This window comes from Gilliamella sp. wkB292, from assembly GCF_001690235.1.
Taxonomy (GTDB): Bacteria; Pseudomonadota; Gammaproteobacteria; order Enterobacterales; family Orbaceae; genus Gilliamella; species Gilliamella apicola_F.
This window is the reverse complement of sequence record NZ_LZGO01000027.1, coordinates 38,085-55,161: the sequence shown is the minus strand read 5'-3', so window position 1 is coordinate 55,161 and position 17,077 is coordinate 38,085. Positions and strand designations below refer to the sequence as shown.

General features: G+C 36.0%; 11 protein-coding genes. 2 read left to right on the top strand and 9 right to left on the bottom strand.

Features of this window, described 5'->3' with window-relative positions; genetic code table 11:
* Window positions 1-7: 7 nt before the first annotated feature.
* From trpD to A9G09_RS02625, 3 genes are all read right to left on the bottom strand, one after another.
* A complete protein-coding gene (gene trpD / locus A9G09_RS02635) occupies window positions 8-1,639 on the bottom strand; it encodes a bifunctional anthranilate synthase glutamate amidotransferase component TrpG/anthranilate phosphoribosyltransferase TrpD (protein ID WP_065633362.1) in 1,632 nt (543 codons plus the stop codon).
* Window positions 1,639-3,201, bottom strand: a complete 1,563-nt coding sequence (locus tag A9G09_RS02630) for an anthranilate synthase component 1 (protein ID WP_065633361.1) — start codon at window positions 3,199-3,201, stop codon at window positions 1,639-1,641. The genes trpD and A9G09_RS02630 overlap by 1 nt, the downstream gene beginning before the upstream one ends.
* 343 nt (window positions 3,202-3,544) lie before the next feature.
* Window positions 3,545-5,620: a tetratricopeptide repeat protein gene (locus A9G09_RS02625; RefSeq protein WP_065633360.1), complete on the bottom strand. Its 2,076-nt coding sequence runs from the start codon at window positions 5,618-5,620 to the stop codon at window positions 3,545-3,547.
* A 320-nt stretch (window positions 5,621-5,940) separates the two neighbouring features.
* Here A9G09_RS02625 and A9G09_RS02620 point away from each other — a divergent pair, with 320 nt between their 5' ends.
* Together A9G09_RS02620 and A9G09_RS02615 are read left to right on the top strand one after the other, a co-directional pair.
* Window positions 5,941-6,849 carry an SPFH domain-containing protein gene (locus A9G09_RS02620; protein ID WP_065633359.1) on the top strand — a complete coding sequence of 303 codons (909 nt, stop codon included), beginning with the start codon at window positions 5,941-5,943 and terminating at the stop codon, window positions 6,847-6,849.
* A 119-nt stretch (window positions 6,850-6,968) separates the two neighbouring features.
* Window positions 6,969-7,433, top strand: a complete 465-nt coding sequence (locus tag A9G09_RS02615) for an NfeD family protein (protein ID WP_065633358.1) — start codon at window positions 6,969-6,971, stop codon at window positions 7,431-7,433.
* 49 nt (window positions 7,434-7,482) lie between these two features.
* On the opposite strand, the gene yqfB is transcribed toward A9G09_RS02615, so the two are convergent.
* From yqfB to bglX, 6 genes are all read right to left on the bottom strand, one after another.
* Window positions 7,483-7,806 (bottom strand): N(4)-acetylcytidine aminohydrolase, encoded by a 324-nt coding sequence (gene yqfB, locus A9G09_RS02610; RefSeq protein ID WP_065633357.1) that lies wholly within the window; start codon window positions 7,804-7,806, stop codon window positions 7,483-7,485.
* Window positions 7,807-7,826: 20 nt separating this feature from the next.
* Complete coding sequence (locus A9G09_RS02605) at window positions 7,827-9,494, bottom strand: bifunctional UDP-sugar hydrolase/5'-nucleotidase (RefSeq protein ID WP_065633356.1); 1,668 nt, start codon at window positions 9,492-9,494, stop codon at window positions 7,827-7,829.
* 236 nt (window positions 9,495-9,730) lie between these two features.
* A complete protein-coding gene (locus A9G09_RS02600; protein ID WP_141671513.1) occupies window positions 9,731-11,881 on the bottom strand; it encodes a carbon starvation CstA family protein in 2,151 nt (716 codons plus the stop codon).
* A 288-nt stretch (window positions 11,882-12,169) separates the two neighbouring features.
* Entirely contained in the window at window positions 12,170-12,889 is a 720-nt protein-coding gene (gene btsR, locus A9G09_RS02595) for a two-component system response regulator BtsR (RefSeq protein ID WP_065633354.1), read from the bottom strand.
* Window positions 12,883-14,583, bottom strand: coding sequence for a sensor histidine kinase (locus tag A9G09_RS02590; protein WP_065633353.1), 1,701 nt, complete (start codon window positions 14,581-14,583; stop codon window positions 12,883-12,885). Before A9G09_RS02590 ends, btsR begins: the two co-directional genes overlap by 7 nt.
* A gap of 55 nt (window positions 14,584-14,638) precedes the next feature.
* The gene (bglX, locus tag A9G09_RS02585) at window positions 14,639-16,912 is read right to left on the bottom strand and encodes a beta-glucosidase BglX (RefSeq protein ID WP_081297454.1); all 2,274 of its coding nucleotides are present in this window, start codon (window positions 16,910-16,912) and stop codon (window positions 14,639-14,641) included.
* Window positions 16,913-17,077: the final 165 nt, after the last annotated feature.

Genomic DNA, 17,077 nt, shown 5'->3' with positions numbered 1-17,077 from the left:
TCCACTGTTATCTTGCCGCTAATTGCTGTAATAGTTGATAAGCTTTACCACTACGCATCATTTCAATCGCTTGTTTAGCATTTTGTTTTAAGTCGGACTGACCAAACAAACTCATTAACATCGCAACGTTAGCGGCGATCGCTGCTTCATGAGCCGGTTTGCCATGTCCTTGTAAAATCGCAATTAACATATCACGATTCATCTCTGGCGTGCCACCTTCAATATCTTTTAATGTATATTGCTGTAAGCCAAAATCTTGCGGTGTTAACGTAAAGTAACGAATTTTGCCATTATGCACTTCAGCCACTTGCGTTTCACCATGAATCGCAACTTCATCCATTCCTGAACCATGTACCACATAGGCATGGGTATAACCTAACATAGTTAACGTTTCAGCAATCGGTTTGATTAAATCTGGGTGATATACCCCTAATAAAATTCGTTTAGGACGAGACGGATTAATGAGCGGCCCTAGTACATTAAAAATAGTTCGAGTCTTTAACTGCTGACGAACCGGCGCGGCATGACGAAAACCTGAATGATATTGCTGAGCAAATAAAAAACATACACCAAGTTCATCTAACGCCTTACGCGAATCTTCAGCCGGCATATTTAACTTAATGCCTAAAGCAGACAACACGTCTGATGAACCTGATTTACTCGACACCCCACGGTTACCATGTTTAGCCACCTTATAACCTAACGCAGCAGCCACAAAGGCACTGGCGGTTGAAATATTAATACTGTTGGTACCATCACCGCCTGTTCCGACAATATCGGTAAACGCATAATCTGGAATAGCAAAACTATCGGCATTTTCAAGCAACGCTTGCGCGGCTCCTGCGATTTCATCTGGCTTTTCACCGCGAACTTTCATACTAATTATTGCAGTTGCCAATACCGTCGGTTCGATTTTACCTTGAATAATTAAGTTGAACAGTATTTTACTTTCTTGTTGGCTTAATACCTGTCCTAAATATAATTTATTGAGAATAGGTTGAACATTATACTCTTGCTTATCAATAATGGCTTCTTGTTTTGGTTGCGCTGTTTGTTGTGATGGATTAAGCGCCCACTCAATGGTTTGCTCAAGCAGTTTTACCCCTTGAATAGTTAAAATTGATTCGGGATGAAACTGAAAACCACACACCCGATCCTCATCATTACGCACCGCCATCACAATATTATTACACAAGGCATTAATGGTTAGAGTTTTAGGAATATTTTCGCCTTTTAATGAATGATACCGCGCGACCGGTAATGGATTAGGTAAGCCTTTGAACATAGCTTGTTCATCGTGTTCAATAAGTGAAGCTTTACCATGTAAAATATCACCCGCCGGTACAATGCTTCCACCATAAGACTCAACAATCGCCTGATGACCAAGGCAGATACCTATAATCGGTAATTTACCTTTTAGGCGTTTAAGTAATTCTGGCATACAACCTGCTTCACTTGGTGCGCCGGGTCCTGGCGATAACATCAAAATCGGATTTTGCATTTGTGATAGTTTCTCAACTATAACATCAGCCGGGATCGTATTACGGTAAATCGTCACATTATGTTGGCTATTACGTAGTTGATCGACGAGGTTATAAGTAAAAGAATCAATATTATCAATAAATAAAATATTAGCCATTAGAATACACCTTCTACATTATGTGCTGCCATAATTGCTCTAACCACAGCGCGCGCTTTATTACGTGATTCATCGGATTCAAATTGTGGTTCAGAATCTAAAACCACGCCGCCTCCTGCTTGAACAGTCGCTATGCCGTTTTCAACATAAGCACTACGAATCACAATACACGTATCAAGATCACCATTGGCAGTAAAATACCCTACTGCCCCACCATAGCTACCCCGTTTAACTTTTTCTGATTCGGCAATCAATTGCATTGCACGAATTTTGGGCGCACCGGTTAATGTCCCCATATTCATGGTCGCTTGATAAGCATGAAGTGCATCTAAATCTTCACGTAATTGACCAACGACTTTTGACACCAAATGCATCACAAACGAATAGCGATCAACCTTGAGTAAATCTTTAGTATATCGTGTACCTGGCTGACAAATACGTGCTAAATCATTACGAGCTAAATCCACTAACATTAAATGTTCTGCCAGTTCTTTCTTGTCGGTACGCATATCTAACTCTAAACGACTATCTAAATCATAATCAATGTCGCCATTAGCGGTTAAGCCTCGAGGACGCGTTCCGGCAATAGGATAGATTTCAACTTGATTGGTGGCTTTACTATATTTAAGTGCGCTTTCTGGTGAAGCACCAAATAACACAAAATCCTTATCTTGCATATAAAACATATAAGGGCTTGGATTATTAGTTTTAAGAAGTTGATAAGCAGACAAAGGCTTAGGACAAGGCAATGTAAAACGACGAGATGGTACTACTTGAAATATTTCGCCTTGTTGAATCGCATCTTGCATCTTTTTAACTATGGTATTAAAGTCATCATCACTTTTATTACAATCAACCGTAATATTGGCAAGGGATTGAGTAGGAATTGGCTTTATCGGTTGGTTTAACAAAGTTTGCAGCTCATCAATACGTTTGGCTAAACGTTCCACTTCGTTGGGATCAGCCGTGAAAGCGGTCGCTTTTAATATTGAAACGTGATTTTGATGATTAATTTCTAATAACGTTTCAGCTAAATAAAAACAAAAATCTTGGCAGCGCATATCAGTAGGGAGTTTAGGTAAATTTTCAAAACCAGCCACCAAATCATAACTAAATAGCCCGCCAACAAAAATCGCATCATGGCTTGCTTGTTTCGAATAATTCACAAGACTAAGTAGCGTTCTTAACGCATCAAAAACGGATAGCGATTTTAATCGAGAATCCTCATCTTGCATGGCATCAACTTGAGGAAACACCAATGTCAACTTTGACGTTTCAGCTTCAACTTTCACAGTACTTGTTGAAAATGCATCGGCAAGTAAAGGTAACAACGTTTGCCCATTTGAAGTTAAAGCTTCAAATATCACCTGTTGATCGATTGCCGAAATGCGTAACGCACTATCCACAATCATCACGCTTTTTATGCCTTGCTTGTTATCGATTTCGGCTGATTCAAGCAGCAATGTAGCTGGCCGGTCATGACATAATTGATAAAATACCTGAGTCGGATCTTGATAATAACCAATGGTTTTGGTTATCTGCGATAATGTTGGCTTATTCATTGTTGACTCTCTATTTTTAAATTTTTATTTAAACTATGCATTTGATTATGAAAAACTAAAAACCCGCGCTAAGCGGGTTTTATAAACAAAGACAATGCTTTATCAAATCACCCGCCCAAAGTGATACGCCACCAACCAAAATTAGCGAATTTGCAAGCAATCAAATAAAAGTATTGTGATTTCATGATTATTATTAATGTAAAATGAATGCTGTACTATTAAACTAGTTCATTGGTGCAATGTCAAGTGAATATTTTGTGTGCAGAAATAAAATTTATTTTAGTATATCAATAGCAAGTTCAACCAAAGGATGCTATTTGTTATAAAGCATCCTTTGTAAAAATTAGCGCAACGGCATTTCGGATTGAATCACTTTAACCAACTTAGATCTTGGTTTTGATGAAATCCGAAAGTGGTTAGTAATCCATAATTTATGATGTGCTTCACATTGCGGACCTAAATAAATCTTCTCAATATAATCTTCCACCGTTTTGTAATTAATAAATAAACTGCTGGCTTGAACATAATCTGTCGGCGCTTGAATTTTTTCATCGGCAATATTTGTGATATAAATCATTCGACATTCATCTTCATCTTCAAATGCAGCATGTTTAATTAAGCACGAGATAGGCATGACGGCTAAAGTAATTAATTGATCGAGAATAGAAAGATTGTTTACCTGTCCGTTTGCCTTTAATTCTTTTATTTTTTGTTTTATTTGATTTAATATCTCTCTAATTGTTTTAATTTTATGCTCTTCATCTAATTGGGTTAGGTAGTCATTCCATTTTTTTTCAATCTTAGATGCTGAACTTTCTCGGTGCTCCAAATAAAAAGAAAATTTATTACGTTTAGCAAGACTAATATATTCATTATTTGGATCAAAATACAAACAACGGAACAAAGGTAGATCATGAAAGGAGGATTGTGTTAACGGTTCGTTCTTCTCATTAGCATCAATTCTATTATCAATAACATCTTGTTTTGCCATTTTAACTGATGCGAATTTATTTAAATGATTAATACCATCAGGATTGATGCTTTGCTGAACATCGTCGCCAAAAAAATTTTGATTAAAAACTACACTGACACTGGAGCCGACAATATTGTTTTCATTGCCATATAAACGAAATTGATTTAACGAATTGTGATTAAATGAAAAACTGGCTAAAAAGCTTTTGATTTCACTATCCGTATCGGTTTTAATATTAAGCCAACTAGTGAGTACCTGATTTTCAGTGGGATCGTTCATAAAATCAACCACATTTAAACGAAAATCGCTAGGCTCATTTTTTAAAAGACTAAATAACACACCCGGTCTGGTATAATGTGCAACCTGCCGTTCATATTGTTTCTCTTCACTTTCTAACTGTTCGTTTAATCTAAATGTAACCAGTAACTGCTCCTGAATATTTTGTGCTAATTTTCTGATATCACAAATGTAGTGAGTAAATGATTGCTCGCGTTTATTGGCATCGGCAAATAGTGAAGAAGCTTCATTCTTATCAATGACTGATAACATGATTTGAGCAATAATATAATGTACAAATAAATCATTGGAATAAGACACTTTCAGATAATATTCTTCTGCTTTTTTTAAACTCCCTTCTGTTTTTTTAAAATAGATATTATCCCCTAAATAAAGATTCGCTATATTGGAAACAAAAGGATTAATGCTATCACAACATTGTAAAAAACACTGACTGGCTTTGTTAAAAAGCTGTTTTTCAGTTTGATAGATAAGCCCCAAATTACATTGTGCCCTAGCATAAGCTTCGGCATTATCCTCCCTTTGTACCTGTAAATAATGGTATTCTGCCTGATCGATATTCTGTTTTTTAAATTGGTAAATAAGTGCTAAATTACATTGTGCCCTAGCATAAGCATCAGCATTATCCTGCCTTTCTACCTGTGAATAATAGTGTTTTGCCTGATCGATATTCTGTTTTTTAAATTGGTAAATAAGCGCTAAACAATATTGAGCCCTAGCATAAGCATCAGCGTTATCCTGCCTTTTCACGCGTAAATAATAGTGTTCTGCCTGCGCTATGTTATTTTCTTCATCTTGATATATCAGGGCTAAATTGAACTGAGCTTCGGCATATAAATTAGGATCAACACTCTTTTCAATCTGTAAATAATGGTATTTTACTTGTTCAATGTTATTTTCATGTTGATATATCTGAGCTAAATTAAACTGAGCTTCGGCATATAATGTCGAATTACCTAGCTTTTCAACCTTTAATAAATGTTTGATTGCAGCTTCAGTATTTTGATCCAAAAAATAAATTTTGGCTAACTCTAATTGAGCCTCTGAATATGCTTGATCGCCATCGTTTTTGGTGATTTTTTTTAAATCTACAATTTTCTGCTCGATCGTTTGTTGTTTAATATTTTGTTCAACTGTTTGCTCTTCCATTATTATTCCTATTCTGTTTTTCTTGTCATATTTAATCGTAGTAAACAATTAAACGACAGCCAGTATGTGCTGGGCTGGAATGATTCTTGTTGGTTAATATTAGCGCGTCGTTTAAATTAATATACACAGTTTAGCGTTAAGTTAAAAAATCACCAAAAATTTAACAAGGGATAGAGCAAAAATATGACTAAAAATAAATTAGCTTCATAAAATCAATAATAAATAACATAAAGATTATTTATTAATAACTGGTCAAAAAATCTCATAGCCATTAGAATGCTTATACCGTCGAAATTCATATTACTAAGAGAAATTAATCTATGCCTATATTTTATATTTTTATCGGTATCATCGTGTTACTCGCACTAATCACCGTTTTAAAATGCATTACCATTGTTCCGCAAGGTTATCAATACACCATTGAGCGTTTTGGTAAATACACCCACACACTTGAACCGGGATTGAATATCATTATTCCTTTTATGGATGGGATTGGTCGTAAAATTAATATGATGGAACAAGTGCTTGATATTCCATCACAAGAAGTTATATCAAAAGATAATGCCAATGTACAAATTGATGCCGTTTGCTTTATTCAAGTGCAAGACGCAGCTAGAGCAGCTTATCAAGTTAATCAACTTGAACGTGCTGTGATTAATTTAATGATGACCAATATTCGTACGGTACTCGGCAGCATGGAACTTGATGAAATGCTATCACAACGTGATCACATCAACTCAAAATTACTTAGCATTGTTGATGATGCAACAAACCCTTGGGGCATTAAAATCACCCGTATTGAAATTCGAGATGTTCGCCCGCCGGCAGAACTTATTGCCGCGATGAATGCACAAATGAAAGCAGAACGTAATAAACGTGCGGAAATTCTGGAAGCTGAAGGTGTTCGTCAGGCAGCAATACTACGTTCAGAGGGTGAAAAACAGTCCGAAATATTAAAGGCCGAAGGTGAGCGACAAGCCGCATTTTTACAAGCCGAAGCCCGTGAACGTGCGGCCGAAGCCGAAGCAAAAGCCACACAAATGGTGTCTGATGCAATTGCAGCAGGTAATATTAATGCGGTTAATTACTTTGTTGCACAAAAATATACTGAAGCGCTACAACAAATTGGATCGGCAAATAACAGTAAAGTCATTATGATGCCTTTAGATGCATCAAGTTTAATGGGCAGTATTGGTGGCATTGCGGAGCTAATTAAAAACTCTAAATGATGTCACAAGGTAGTTTCCGAACTGGTTGTATATATTTTCCAAGGTACTTTAAAACAAGTTATTTTGGAATTAAATAAATACTTTTGCAATTTCAATTATGTAATTAGGTAAATTAAACGATGACTGATATTTTAACCGTTATTTATAATTCCCCTCATTGGGTATTTTTTATTTTAGGGGGAACATTATTAATTGCAGAATTACTTGGTACTGGTGGCTACTCACTTTGGAGCGGCATCGCTGCAATTGTTGTTGGTCTTATTGCTTGGATTTTGCCTTTGTCTTGGCCTGTTCTATGGATTTTATTTGCTATATTTACCTTGGTTTCAGCATATTTATGGTGGCTATGGCTTAAAAAGTCTGGGCAAAGCAAACCGAATAGCAACGAAATTAATCAACCACAACAAGATTTAATTGGTATTAAAACCCTTGTTACCGACGCCATTATCAATGGCTCAGGCCGAGTCAAAATCAAAGACGGCACTTGGCCAGCACAATGTGATATTAATTTACCGGTTGGTCATGCTGTTGAAGTTATCGCGGTTAATGGTCTAGTTTTAACGGTACAACCAATAAAAAACTAGTCACATTTTGCTTTTTACCAGTAAAAAACGCGCTTTAGGCGCGTTTTTTTTAGACCGATAATAATTGGAAAGCAATGATAACAAACTGTTGTTCGTTAGGATAAATGTCACTAATGATTTTTTTCAGTTCAGTTAAGCTCATATTTTCTTGCTTAGCGTGTTCTTTAGTCAATTGATTGAGTGTTACAGGCGTCACATTAGTAATTTTTATACTACAAAAATATGCATCCGTTTCAAAAACGCCTACTCGCAACACATCACCAACGTTAAAATGTGATTCACTTTTATCACGAATAGTAATCGTTTTTAAACCTGCCAAAATATCTGATTTAAAACGTTGGTAAAACGTTATATCATTTTTCACAACGATCATCCTTTTTATTACAAAAAAAGTTAAGGTTTGATACCGATCACTTGCCAATTATGGTTAGATTCATCAGTAATTTTACCTTTTTTGACGTCTGTAATATATTTTATCGTCATATTACGGATAGTGCCTTGTTCATCACCGAAAGCGGTTCGCGAGTCCCAAGTTGGTTCAACACGTCTTCCTTCTAATGGTCCACCTTTTTTGACTAACATTTCGTAACGATAAGCGTTCATACCTAATTTTAGCTTCATATCTGCAGTGATAGCCTGACCATTAAGCAATGTTAAATTTTTAATTCGCTCACCAACCGGTTGAGTTAAATCAATAGTATATTTGACCCCACCAAACATATCGTAAGTCATATATTTTGACGCGCCACGAATCGGATCATATTGATAATTTTTATCGCCGGGTTGTACTTGAGCAAAATAAGCAGCAGACCATTCCATATAGTCTTTAAGGTCTTGACCGGTAACTTCGAATATACTGGTTTCACCAGCGGTATATTGATAGTTATTGGCGATATCTTTACGCGTGATTGGACCTTTATTCAGGATTGCTTTTTTATTATCAACCAACACAGATGTCACATCCGCACCGCTATAATATAATTGAACAGCGTTGAGTAAATGAGTTAGCCCTGTTTCTTCAAGGTAAATCGCAGGAATGCCATGAATCATTTGCTGGGGAACCAAATCACGATCGGTTTCACCAATAACCTGATTAGCTATTTCTCTTAATTGTTCATGATAAGGCGCATAGATTTTTTCAATTGCCGGATCGGCAGCATACGATTTAACTGGCTGTGTTTCAGCTTTTTTATTAACTAAAGAGGTTTTGTTTTTTTCAAGATCAAAGGTTAAATCAACCACCGAAACCACGGTACCATAACGATGTGGTTCAGTAATCAAAACATTATTGATCACTTTTTCACTTATATTTTGATGATTGTGCCCGGCTATAATCACATCGATATCGGGCACTTGGTTAGCCACATCAGCAACACCGGTACCTGGTTTATTGTTTTCATTATCCACCCCCATATGAGTAACTAAAACAATAGCATCAACATGTTGTTGTTTTAACTTTTCAACTTGTTTTTGTATTTCTGGAATTGGCATAGTGAATTCCATTTGTTTCACATAACCTGTTTTATCTTCATATTCAGGTACAAATGGTGTCGTTGCCCCAATAAAACCAATTTTTACGCCATCTTTTTCAATAATAGATGTAGCGGGTAAATAGGCTTTACCAGAGTCTTTATAAAAGATATTCGCTGCCAATGTTTTACCTTTAAATTCAGCAACAATTTTATCGACAACTGGCATGCCAAAATTAAATTCATGGTTACCTAATACCATAATGTCATATTTCATAGTATTAAGAGCCTCAATAGCTGGATGATTTTTCACATCGTGAAAACGTTCAATTTGGTTATCTTGAATAATATCACCCGCATCGACTAAAATGACATTAGGGTGATGTTCACGAAACTGATTAACAAAGGTAGATATTTGTGCGTAAGAACCGGATAAATCGGCCTTATCAGTGCCATAATCCCAAGGTAACATTCGTCCATGAACATCGGAAGTTGCTAAAATAGCGACATTTACCTGTTTAGCCAACAGTGGCAAGGGACTAGATAAGGCGATAATCGTGAATAATGATAACAATCTTTTATTGAGTAACATTTTAAGCTCCTTTAAAACTCGACAAACAAATAATCTTCCCTATACGAAAATAAAATGACTGATACGTTAAAAGCATCGTTCATTTATAATCACAACTCGCAATAAGATAATATTAAATAAGATAATATTAAATGATATAAAAATACCCAACAATATAACAATATTATTGGGTATGAGATAGACAACCATCAATATTTCTTGACGACTTGATAACTAACGTCGTTAATAATACAGACTTAATGTGACATTGAAGTTTTTACACCACCTTCAGGAATTGGCACATAAGCTGTTTCTTTATCTGTTCTTTGTTTATTATTACGTACTTTTAATGCAGTTTTAATACCAAAGAAAATAATACTGTAAACAACCACTAAAAATAGAATACTTAAACCCGCATTAGTATAATTGTTAATAACGATATGGTGCATATTATCAATTTGTTGCGCGGTTAATTCACTACCTTCAGCAATGCGACGTTTATATTCATTGGCTAAATAGAAGAAACCTTCTAATTGCGGATCATTACTAAATAATTTCAATGCTAATGCCCATGTTGTACAGATGAGTAACCATATTGCTGGAATAATTGTCACCCAAATATATTGAGCACGTTTCATTTTAATTAACACAACCGTTGCTAAAACTAACGCAACTGCCGCTAACATTTGATTTGAGATACCGAATAATGGCCATAAGCTCTTAACACCACCTAATGGATCAACAACGCCTTGATAGAGTAAGTAGCCCCATAAACCAACACAACCCACTGTACCAATAAAACCGGCAATAAGTGAATCGGTTTTTTTCAAGAATGGGACAAAGTTACCTAAAAGATCTTGTAACATAAAACGACCAGAACGAGTACCGGCATCAAGTGCAGTTAAGATAAATAAGGCTTCAAATAAAATACCAAAGTGATACCAAAAGCCCATATTGGCACCAGGAATAATCTGATGGAACACGTGAGCAATACCTACCGCTAGCGTTGGCGCACCACCGGCACGATTAAGCACTGACGGTTCACCAATATCTTTGGCTGTTTGTAAAATTTCGTCAGGTGAAATGACAAATCCCCACGAACTAACAGTTGCAGCAGCATGGGCTGTCACATCTTTAAGTTGTTCCATTATCATTGGCGCTTGATCAGTACCTAATTTATGCAAATCAGGCATAGTAATCCCTAAAGCTGCCGGTGGAGTATTCATAGCAAAATAAAGACCTGGTTCAATAATTGAAGCAGCAACTAATGCCATCATGGCAACGAATGACTCCATTAACATTGCACCATAGCCGATGAAGCGAGCATCCGTTTCGTTAGCAAGTAATTTTGGCGTTGTACCTGATGAAATTAATGCATGGAAGCCAGAAACAGCACCACAAGCAATGGTAATAAATAAGAATGGGAAAAGTGAACCTTTCCAAACTGGACCGGTGCCATCAACATATTGGGTCACATCTGGCATTTTTAAATCAGGATTTAAGATCACAATACCAATAGCTAAACCAACAATTACGCCGATTTTTAAAAATGTCGCTAAATAATCACGAGGTGCTAGGATTAACCAAACAGGTAACATTGCTGAAACTAAAGCATAGCCCACTAATACATAAGTAATAGTCGTTGCTTTGAAAGTTAAAGCTGGTCCCCAATATGCATCATGTGCAATTACGCCACCAAACCATATTGATAACACTAATAACACAATACCAATAACAGATACTTCTAATACCCGTCCTGGTCTTAAAAATCGCATATAAATACCCATAAATAAGGCAATAGGTACTGTTGAGCAAACAGTAAATACACCCCAAGGGCTTTCAGCTAGCGCTTTAACCACAATCAATGCTAAAACCGCAAGTATTATAAGCATGATAAGGAAGCAACCAAATAGCGCTATGGTGCCAGGAATGGCCCCCATCTCTTCTTTAATCATTTCGCCCAAAGATGAGCCATTACGTCTAGAAGATAAAAATAGAACCATAAAGTCTTGTACCGCACCGGCAAACACGACACCTGCAAGTAACCAAAGTGTGCCTGGTAAGTACCCTACTTGAGCGGCAAGTACCGGTCCAACCAACGGACCTGCACCGGCAATGGCAGCAAAATGGTGACCAAATAATACATATTTATTAGTCGGTACAAAGTTTAAACCATCATTATTAATGACAGCAGGGGTTGCACGCGTCGGGTCTAATTGCATGACCTTTTTAGCGATATACAAACTGTAATATCGGTACGCGACAAGATAAATTGAAACAGCAGCAGCAACAATCCATAGTGCGCTGACATGTTCACCTCGCCGTAATGCAATTACGGCTAAACAACATGCACCAATAAAGGCTAAGATCAGCCATGGAATATGCTTAAAGACTTTATTATTCATAATAACTCTCTTCATGGGTTTTAAATTTAATTAGTTCGAAATTTAACACCATTTAAAACAGATATAGACTTACTATGTTTTGATATTAAAAAAACCATCATTTTTAATTTCATTAAAATAGCTTGTCTGTATTGTTATAGCCTAAAATATCAACTAAAAGTTCCTTTACATCCAAGCATATAGTAATTTTTTAATGAATACAGAGGTATCGATATTTAAGTTATAGGTTAAATTGAAAAGATGAGTGGTTAAATTTAACGGATGAGTGGTTTTTACGAATTACAACAAAAACTATAATCCCAACATCTCTTTGAGTTGTTTTAAATAACGACGGCTAACAGGAACTGAAATATCATTATTTAAAATAATATCAACGCCATTTGTATCATTGAAACGAATTTCTTTAAGCTTTTTTAAATTAACCAAATATTGACGATGACAGCGGATCAATGGAGTTTTATCTTCTAGAGTTTTTAAGGTTAATTCGGTAAAGTATTCTTGATTGGTTTGGTTAAAAACATAAATGCCGCTAATTTTAGATGACACATAATAGACATCCTCAATATTCAACAGATAAATACGATTATGCCCAACACATGGAATATACTCAAAATCCTGCTTGATTCCTTTTAATTGGCAAATATCACAAGGAATACAGTGATTATGCAATCGATTTAGCGTTTTATGTAAGCGCTCTGATTCAACAGGTTTCAATAAGTAATCAAAAGCTTGCTCTTCAAAGGCTTTGACCGCAAACTCACTATAAGCAGTTAAAAACACAATATGTGGCATGGTTTTAGGATCTAACATAGATAACATTTCAATACCATTTATTTTCGGCATTTGAATATCTAAAAAAACCACATCAGGTTGCAAACGATGAATCTCTCGAATCGCTTCCATTGCATTATTACATTCAGCAACAATATTAATTTCAGGATCACTTTCAAGCAAGCAACGTAAATTTTCACGGGCAAGCAATTCATCATCTACAATAATTACATCTAACATTGGATACAGCTTTCCTTTTGTAAAGGCAATGTTAATACTACTTTAGTATAAGTATCAGGTTCACATTCTATTTTTATTCCGTATTGCTCACCATAACGAATATTAATTCGTTTATCAACCAAATTTAGACCTAATCCTTTTGTGTCTTTTTTATTTTCGCAGTAGTTACCAGCGTTATCCATAACCTCTAAAACTAATGTTTGATTTTGTTCATAGGCATAAATCGCCACTTTTCCTTTACCAATTAATTGAGAAGTACCATGTTTAATCGCATTTTCCACTATCGGTTGTAGTGAAAAAGCCGGTAACTGAGCCGATTCTAAATGTGGGGGAATAGTTATTTCGACAGTCAATTGTTCCATAAAGCGCATTTTTTCAATTTGCAAATAAGCATTAACATGTTCAATTTCGTCTTTAAGCGTAACAATTTCATCTGTTCGTTTAAGATTTTTGCGGAAAAAAGTCGAAAGATTCTGCACTAATTGTGATGCTTGTTGTTTATCTCGACGAATAACGGCCAATAGCGTATTGAGCGCATTAAATAAAAAATGAGGATTAACTTGAGCGTGCAATAATTTAATCTCAGTTTTAGATAATAATTGTTTGTAGTGCTCATTTTGCCCAGCTAAAATTTGTGCTGACAGTAAACTGGCGATGCCTTCACCAAGCGTACGATTGATCGAACTAAACAATGTATTTTTGGCTTCATAAAGTTTAATTGTGCCAACAACAGTATTGTTTTCACCTCTCAGCGGAATAACTAACGTTGAACCTAAGCGGCAATATTTATTAATTGAACATTGATAAGGTTGATGAATGCCATCAAGATATTTAACATCATTTTGTTCAATCGCTTCTAAAGTAACATTAGAGGTAATTGGTGTACCGGGTAGATGATGGTCATCACCAACACCAATAAATGCTAAGATTTTTTCTCTATCAGTGATCGAAACTGCACCAATATCCAACTCTTGATAAATAATTTGCGCAACTTTAGTACTATTACTTTGATTAAAACCATCACGAAGCAACCCTTCGGTACTTGCGGCAATCTTAAGTGCCTTTGCGGAAAAGGCAGACGTATATCGTTCAAAAATAGCGCGTCTGTCGAGTAAAATTCGCATAAACATAGCAGCGCCAATACTATTAGCCACAATCATAGGCGCAGCAATACTTTTAACTGCATGTAAAACCACGTCAAAAGGACGTGAAATTAATAGCACCATTATCATTTCGAGCGATTCGACTAATAAGCCTAAAACCCCGACTAACAACGGATTATAGATAAGATCAACTCGACCTTTTTTCATTAAGCCATAATGCAATAGACCACTAATCAATCCTGTTAAAATAGTTGAAAACATACAACTTTCAGCGGTAATTCCACCTAACGTATAACGATGAATTCCTCCAGTTATCCCTACTAATAGCCCGACCATGGGACCGCCAAGCAAACCGCCTAAAATAGCGCCAATGGCTCGGGTGTTGGCTATTGTATCTTCAATGTGTAAACCAAAATAACTGCCCATGATACAAAATAGAGAAAAGATACAATAGCAGACTAACTTATGAGGTAAATGCACAGTCACTTGCATTAATGGAATAACAATAGGTGTTTTACTTAGTAGATAAGCGATAACTAAATAAATACACATTTGTTGAAGAAGTTGTAAAACAAGATCAAATTCAAACATAATTTTGACCACAAAATAAAACCGTCGACAGATGTCGACGGTTAATATAATTAATTTATTTATCTAATAAGGTAAAGGACTGTTTATCTTGCGTTGTCGAATCAGAGCCAACGTAGATATTGAATTTACCTGGTTCTGCAACATATTGCATTTTGTCATTCCAGAATTTTAGCATATCTGGTTTGATCACTAATTTCACTTCACCTTTTTCATGAGGTTTTAAAGTAATATTTTCAAAACCTATCAACTGTTTAACGGGTCGACTGACCGAAGCTGTGACATCTTGAAGGTAAAACTGTACCGTTTGGCTACCTTCTTTCTCACCAATATTCTCAACATTTGCAGTCACCACAATTTCACCATTTTGCGGCATTTCAGTACTTGATAAGGCAAAATCTATCGTAAAATGGGTATAACTTAAACCAAATCCAAACGGGAATAGCGGTTCATTAGGGCTATCAAAATACGATGTTGTATATTTCCCCATATTTTCAGTACCATGAGGGCGACCAGTATTTAAATGACTATAATAGACAGGAATTTGCCCTACATTATCAGGAAATGACATTGGTAATTTAGCCGATGGGTTATAATCACCAAATAAAACATCAGCAATAGCATTGCCCCCTTCTGTGCCTAAAAACCAAGTTTCGAGCATAGCATCAGCTTGTTCATACTCTTCTTTTACCGTTAATGGGCGACCATTCATTAATGCTATAACTAAAGGTTTGCCTGTTGCCTTTAAAGCTTTGATTAACCGTTTTTGGCTAGCTTGCAATGAAAGATCAGTGCGACTAGATGACTCATGCGCCATTCCTTCCGCTTCACCCACAAACAGCACAACAACATCAGCTTTTTTGGCTTTAGCAACTGCTTCAGCAATCATTTTATCAGCAGGACGAGGATCAAATTTGGTGGTTTCTTCATATAAATTTAAAAATTTATATAAATTAGAATCATCGGAAAGATTAGCACCAAATGCGTAACTAATTGTTTTAGGATCTTTTACTGCATTTTTGATTCCTTCTAAAGGCGTGACAGCTAGATTAGCGCGTCCGGCACCTGACCAACTACCTAAAATATCGCGCTTAGAATCGGCAAGTGGTCCAATCACGGCTATTTTCTTATTTTTGGCTAAAGGTAAAATGCTATTTTTATTTTTTAATAACACAATACTTCGACGCGCTACATCTCGGGCTTCTTCCCGATGTAGTCGGTTGTCGGCAAACATCGTATCGATATCTAATTTAGGATCTAAATTACGATGAGGGTCATTAAACAGTCCCATGTCGTATTTAAGTTCTAATACATGTCGACAAGCTTTGTTAATATCCTCTTCTGTGAGGACACCTTCATTAACAAGTTCAGGTAAAAATTGAAGAAAATATTCATCATTCATACTAATATCAATACCTGCTTTTATCGCCACGCGAACAGCATCTTTAGCATCGCTTGCCACACCATGATTAATCAATTCACGAATCGCACCATGATCACTCACAACCACACCATTAAAATGCCATTGGTCACGTAATACTTCAGTCAGTAGCCAATGATTAGCTGTCGCTGGAATACCGTTAACACTGACTAAAGACACCATTACAGCACGACTACCGGCATCAATAGCGGCTTTATAAGGTACAAGATACTCTTGGAACATTTTACGTTCACTCATATCGGTGCTGTTATATTCGCGACCCGCTTCGACCGCACCATATAGCGCAAAATGCTTAACGGTTGTCACTAACGATTTTTTATCATCAAGAGACTGTTTTTGCATTTTTTCGACAAAAATACGTCCTGCTTCAGATGTTAAATAGGGATCTTCACCAAAGCCTTCAGAAACGCGTCCCCATCTAGGATCTCGGGTAATATCAACCATTGGGGCCCAAGTAATATTTAATCCATCTGAAGTGGCTTCGTCGGCAGAAACTTCAGCAACTTTACCTATAACATTACGATCCCAACTCGATGCAACACCTAAATTAATTGGGAATACCGTACGATGACCATGAATAATATCAAATCCAAAAAATAGAGGAATTTTATTCGGGGACTTTAAAGCGCGGTCTTGCATATTTGTCAAATCTGGCTCAACGACAGTATTAAAAATACCACCAATTTCTCCAGCCTCGATTTGATCTAATACTTTTGGTAAAGTGAGATCGCCACCTACACTAATTAATCTTAACTGACCCACTTTTTCTTTTATGGTCATTTTTGATAATAAATTATCAATAAAAGCTTTTTTTTCTTCGTTATTAGAATCTTGTGCGAACAAAGAGCCTGAAAACAGAAAAAAAACCAAAACAACTATTAATTTTTTCATCATGATAAATATTGTTATAATTTAGAGGATAGACATGAAGATAGCATAACTTATTCGCGCATAAAAATCTCGTTATTTACATTGTTTTCATTTATGTTTAAAACAAGATCGCATTTATTATATAAAAAAATTGACGTTAATATTATTTAACCTTAAGCTTTTTTA

Excerpts from the sequence above, each read along its gene's own strand:
- A9G09_RS02615 (WP_065633358.1), top strand. The coding sequence starts at position 6,969 with ATGACTGATATTTTAACCGTTATTTATAATTCCCCTCATTGGGTATTT.
- A9G09_RS02590 (WP_065633353.1), bottom strand. The coding sequence starts at position 14,583 with ATGTTTGAATTTGATCTTGTTTTACAACTTCTTCAACAAATGTGTATT.
- A9G09_RS02625 (WP_065633360.1), bottom strand. The coding sequence starts at position 5,620 with ATGGAAGAGCAAACAGTTGAACAAAATATTAAACAACAAACGATCGAG.
- A9G09_RS02630 (WP_065633361.1), bottom strand. The coding sequence starts at position 3,201 with ATGAATAAGCCAACATTATCGCAGATAACCAAAACCATTGGTTATTAT.
- btsR (WP_065633354.1), bottom strand. The coding sequence starts at position 12,889 with ATGTTAGATGTAATTATTGTAGATGATGAATTGCTTGCCCGTGAAAAT.
- bglX (WP_081297454.1), bottom strand. The coding sequence starts at position 16,912 with ATGAAAAAATTAATAGTTGTTTTGGTTTTTTTTCTGTTTTCAGGCTCT.
- yqfB (WP_065633357.1), bottom strand. The coding sequence starts at position 7,806 with ATGATCGTTGTGAAAAATGATATAACGTTTTACCAACGTTTTAAATCA.
- A9G09_RS02620 (WP_065633359.1), top strand. The coding sequence starts at position 5,941 with ATGCCTATATTTTATATTTTTATCGGTATCATCGTGTTACTCGCACTA.
- A9G09_RS02605 (WP_065633356.1), bottom strand. The coding sequence starts at position 9,494 with ATGTTACTCAATAAAAGATTGTTATCATTATTCACGATTATCGCCTTA.
- trpD (WP_065633362.1), bottom strand. The coding sequence starts at position 1,639 with ATGGCTAATATTTTATTTATTGATAATATTGATTCTTTTACTTATAAC.